General features: G+C 74.9%; 4 protein-coding genes and 2 pseudogenes. 3 read left to right on the top strand and 3 right to left on the bottom strand.

What is annotated here, in order from left to right:
- Positions 1–198, top strand: a pseudogene (locus G3I42_RS00835) (hypothetical protein); the annotation flags it as partial.
- A 12-nt stretch (positions 199–210) separates the two neighbouring features.
- Here G3I42_RS00835 and G3I42_RS00830 read toward each other — a convergent pair.
- Positions 211–993: a TSUP family transporter gene (locus G3I42_RS00830; RefSeq protein ID WP_164281935.1), complete on the bottom strand. Its 783-nt coding sequence runs from the start codon at positions 991–993 to the stop codon at positions 211–213.
- 177 nt (positions 994–1,170) lie between these two features.
- Here G3I42_RS00830 and G3I42_RS00825 point away from each other — a divergent pair, with 177 nt between their 5' ends.
- Positions 1,171–2,130 (top strand): oxidoreductase, encoded by a 960-nt coding sequence (locus G3I42_RS00825; RefSeq protein ID WP_164281934.1) that lies wholly within the window; start codon positions 1,171–1,173, stop codon positions 2,128–2,130.
- 159 nt (positions 2,131–2,289) lie between these two features.
- On the opposite strand, the gene G3I42_RS00820 is transcribed toward G3I42_RS00825, so the two are convergent.
- Both G3I42_RS00820 and G3I42_RS00815 read right to left on the bottom strand, forming a co-directional pair.
- Complete coding sequence (locus tag G3I42_RS00820; RefSeq protein ID WP_164281933.1) at positions 2,290–2,727, bottom strand: DUF3592 domain-containing protein; 438 nt, start codon at positions 2,725–2,727, stop codon at positions 2,290–2,292.
- An 87-nt stretch (positions 2,728–2,814) separates the two neighbouring features.
- Entirely contained in the window at positions 2,815–3,435 is a 621-nt protein-coding gene (locus tag G3I42_RS00815) for a translation initiation factor IF-2 (RefSeq protein WP_164281932.1), read from the bottom strand.
- A gap of 234 nt (positions 3,436–3,669) precedes the next feature.
- Here G3I42_RS00815 and G3I42_RS00810 point away from each other — a divergent pair.
- A pseudogene (locus tag G3I42_RS00810) lies at positions 3,670–3,984 on the top strand (N-acetylmuramoyl-L-alanine amidase); the annotation flags it as partial.

Raw genomic sequence — 3,984 nt, 5'->3', positions numbered from 1 at the left:
GTCGGGCTGAGCGGCGCGTACGGGCCCTCGGGGATCGCCGCGGGCAAGGCCGAGGCCGGGCACGCGACCCAGCTCGCGGGCGGCCCGGGCCCGCTCGGCCGCGACCCCGTGCGGGTCGCCTGCGGCGTGGGGGTGCTGGCCTTCGCGACAGTGTGCGGCACGTGGCTCCTGCACCGCAGGACGCGGGGCACCGTCTAGTGGACCGGCCCCTCAGGCCACCCACTGGTCGTACGCCAGTTTCGCCACGAGTCCGAGGACGACCACCACGAGGACCGTGCGCACGAAGCCGCTGCCCCGCTTGAGCGCCGTGTGCGCGCCCGTCATGCCGCCGACCAGGTTGCACGCCGCGAGCGGGAGGGCGAGGCCCCACATCACGTTGCCCTGCACGGCGAACGTGACGAGGGCGCCGAGGTTCGTGCACGTGTTGACGATCTTCGCCGTCGCCGAGGCCGAGACGAGGTCGAGGCGGAGCACGGCCGTGAGCGCGAGCACGAGGAACGTCCCCGTGCCGGGCCCGAAGAAGCCGTCGTACGCGCCGATCCCGAGCCCCGCGAGGAGGATCGCGGCGACCACTCGATCGCGCCCCGGCGCCGGGCCGGCGGCCTGCGTGCCGAACGCGGGCCGCAGCATGACGAAGGCGAGCACCGCGAGCAGCACCACCATGATCATCGGCCGCAGCACCTCGCTGGAGATGCCCGCCGCGAAGAGCGCCCCGATCGTCGAGCCGATCAGCGCGGCGCCCCCGATCCCCACCGCGATCCGTACGTTGACGGGCGCGCCCTTGCGTACGTAGGTGAACGCGGCGCCCCCCGTTCCCACGATCGCGACGGCCTTGTTCGTACCGAGGATGTGCGCGGCCGGTACGTGCGGGACGCCGAGGAGCAGCGCGGGCAGCAGGAGCAGTCCGCCGCCGCCCACGACGGCGTCGATCCAGCCCGCCGCCAGCGCGGCGAGGCACAGCACAAGAACCGTGGTCAGGGGTATGTCGGGCATGAGCATGACCCTATGCGTACGCCTGTACGGGGCACGCACGCCCATCCCCCGGCGGCACGCCCCGCGGGGCCCGGCCCCGCCACCCGGACGGGACACGTGCGGCTGACGGGGTAGAAGGGGGCCATGCGACGGCCCGTCCGGGGCCGTGCGGCGAGGCACAGGGAAGGGAGCGGCGCGATGGCCGCCGGTACAGGAGCAAGCGGGACGCCGACGCGCGGGTGGAGTGCCGCCCGCATCCCCGCCCAGGAGGGCAGGACCGCCGTCGTCACGGGGGCGAACAGCGGCATCGGGTACGTCGCCGCCCGCGAGCTCGCCCGGCACGGCGCGCACGTCGTGCTCGCCTGCCGCAGCGAGCGGCGCGGCGCCGACGCGGTCGCGCGGCTGCTCTCGGAGGTGCCGGGGGCGCACGCGGAGTTCTCCCGGCTCGATCTCGGCGACCTGGCCTCGGTACGGGAGTTCGCGGCGCGGCACGTACGGCGGCCCGTCGGGGTGCTGCTCAACAACGCGGGCGTCATGGCGCTCCCGTACGGGCGCACCGCGGACGGCTTCGAGCGGCAGTTCGGCGTCAACCACCTGGGGCACTTCGCCCTCACGGGTCTCCTCCTGCCCGCGCTGCTGCGCGCGCCCGGGAGCCGGGTCGTGACGGTGTCGAGCGGACTGCACGTGCTCGGCAACGTCGACCCGCGCGACCTCGACAGCGCGCGGCACTACCGCCGCTGGCTCGCCTACGGCCGCTCCAAGACGGCGAATCTGCTCTTCACGCACGAACTGGCCCGCCGCCTGGAGGCCGCCGGGGCGGACACGGTGGCCGCCGCCGCGCACCCCGGTTACGCGCGCACGAACCTCCAGACGGCCGGGGTGCGGCTGGAGGGCCGCAGGGCGGCCGAACGCCTCGCCGCGCTCGCCACCAGGATCATCGGGCAGCCCGCCGAGGCGGGAGCGCTGCCCTCGCTCTACGCGGCCACGGCGCCCGGCGTCGGCCAGGACTCCTTCACGGGCCCCCGCTTCCTGATGTGGCGCGGCGCCCCGGCCCCGTCCTGGCGCGCCCCCTGGACCCGCGACGACGAGACGGCGCGACGGCTGTGGGCGAGGTCGGAGGAGCTGACGGGGGTGCGGTACGAGCTGCCGGAGGCGTGAGCCGTGCCGGGCATGCCCACGTGAGGCGGTCCCCCTCGCAAGCGGGGCGGCTTCCCCAGGTGGGGCGGCCTTCGCAAGCGGGGCGGCCTTCGCCAGCGGGGCGGCCTTCGCCAGCGGGGCGGCCTTCGCGAGCGGGCGCCCCTTGGTGCGGCAGCCGCGTCACCACACCGGCAAGAAAGAGCCGGCCAGCACCATGAGCGCCGCGAGGAAGGCCAGCGTGCCCACGAATTCCCACGTGCTCCTGCGGCCCGGTCCGAACGCCGTCGCCTGTTCCGGGTGCGCGGCCTCGTAGTAGACCGTGACCTCGTCGCCCCGGCTGATGTCCCCCGGCGTGGCCTCCTCCTCGAACAGCACCGGCCCCGGCCCCACCCGCGGCCAGAACTGGAAGCGGTAGTGGTGGGTCGTGGTGACCGGACCCGCCCCCTTTCCGCTGTTGCTGAGCCGGGTCGTCGTCCACGCCGCGACGCAACGGGCCCGCGCCGTGGTCCCGGTTCGCCACACACGGCGAAGGCGCAGGTGGTTACGGATGACGTGGAAGGCCGCCCAGCCCGCGATCGCGAGCACCCCTGACGACCAGACCGTCTCCCCCACGTTCATGGTCTCCCCCTCTCTCCCCTCACAGGCCCCTGCCCGATGCACCGGGCACCGAACCCCCTTGCGCGAGGGGGATGTTCGGGGAGTGAGTCAGTCGTTCCGCTCGCGCCGGTCCCCGGTCCCCTCGTCGGCGAGCCCTTCCAGCGTCTCCCGGTCCACCGACGCCTCCAGGCGTTCCAGGACCTCCGCGCCCGTGCGCAGCAGGCCGAGGCGGTGGGAGGTGCGCAGGTCGGTGTCGAGGCGGTGCCACAGGAGGGGGTTGGCGGTGAGCACCGCGGTCTCGCAGCTCAGGCGGTGGCCGCTCGTGTCGCGCAGGAGGAGGCGCGGGACGAGGCCGCCGGTCTCGGTGAGGGAGACGAGGCGGTCGGTGCGGACCGTGTGGCGGCGTACCAGGCCCCACGTGCGCAGTTCGCCGGGGCGGGCTCCCGTGCGGACGGGGTGCAGGGCCGCGTGGAGGAGGACGGCGAGGCCGAGCCACAGCGCGGCGCGCGGGGCGTCGAGCGAGCCGCGTACCCCGTCGATGAGGAGCGCGAGCACGAGGAGGAGCGCCGCGCAGAGCAGGGCCGTGCCCATGTCGTGGCGCCAGCGGCGGTCCGTCGTCCAGGGCGCGGCCCCCGTCCGGTGGAAGGCCCGCCCGCCGCGCAGCGCCCGCCCGCCCCGTACGGCCCGCGGTCCCCGCGCTCCCCGTACGCCCCGTACCGCCTTCGTCATCGCTCGTACCCCCTTCCGTCTTTTCCTCGCCGGAGCGTAGGCACCCCGCGCGGCGCCCTGCCCGCGCTCTGACGTGGCGCTTACGCGGAAGGGTGAGGTTTCTACGACGTGTTGACGCGCACCTGACGCAACCTTGACAAAGCGTTCGATCCCTTCTGTCACAATGCTCACGGCACACGCCGGTCGAGAACACTCCCGGTGGGAGGTGCCCATGAAGCAAGGGGGGACGCCGTCATGGCGATCCAGACCGTTCTGAAGAGACGAAGAGTGTGGGGTACGGCCGCGACCGCGACCGCGCTCGCGGTGGTGACCGGCGTGCTCGTGACCAACGGGGGTGCGGGGGGCGGTGGTTCGGCGCAGGCGGCGAAGCGGCCCGCGCCGCACGCCGTGCGCACCGCGCTGCGCACCGTCGCCGTGAAGGCCGAGGGGGACCAGGCCGAGCTGGGCAGGCGCGACACCGGGCCGTTCAGCCTGCTCGGCCTGTCGTGGACGAAGCCGGCCGCCGAGCTGCCGGGCACCGTACGGGTCCGGGCGCGCGCGGCCGGGACG

Origin of the sequence: Streptomyces sp. SID11385 (assembly GCF_010548245.1) — a bacterium.
Taxonomy (GTDB): Bacteria; Actinomycetota; Actinomycetes; order Streptomycetales; family Streptomycetaceae; genus Streptomyces.
This window is presented reverse-complemented; position numbering and strand designations above follow the sequence as displayed.

Excerpts from the sequence above, each read along its gene's own strand:
- G3I42_RS00825 (WP_164281934.1), top strand. The coding sequence starts at position 1,171 with ATGGCCGCCGGTACAGGAGCAAGCGGGACGCCGACGCGCGGGTGGAGT.
- G3I42_RS00815 (WP_164281932.1), bottom strand. The coding sequence starts at position 3,435 with ATGACGAAGGCGGTACGGGGCGTACGGGGAGCGCGGGGACCGCGGGCC.
- G3I42_RS00830 (WP_164281935.1), bottom strand. The coding sequence starts at position 993 with ATGCCCGACATACCCCTGACCACGGTTCTTGTGCTGTGCCTCGCCGCG.
- G3I42_RS00820 (WP_164281933.1), bottom strand. The coding sequence starts at position 2,727 with ATGAACGTGGGGGAGACGGTCTGGTCGTCAGGGGTGCTCGCGATCGCG.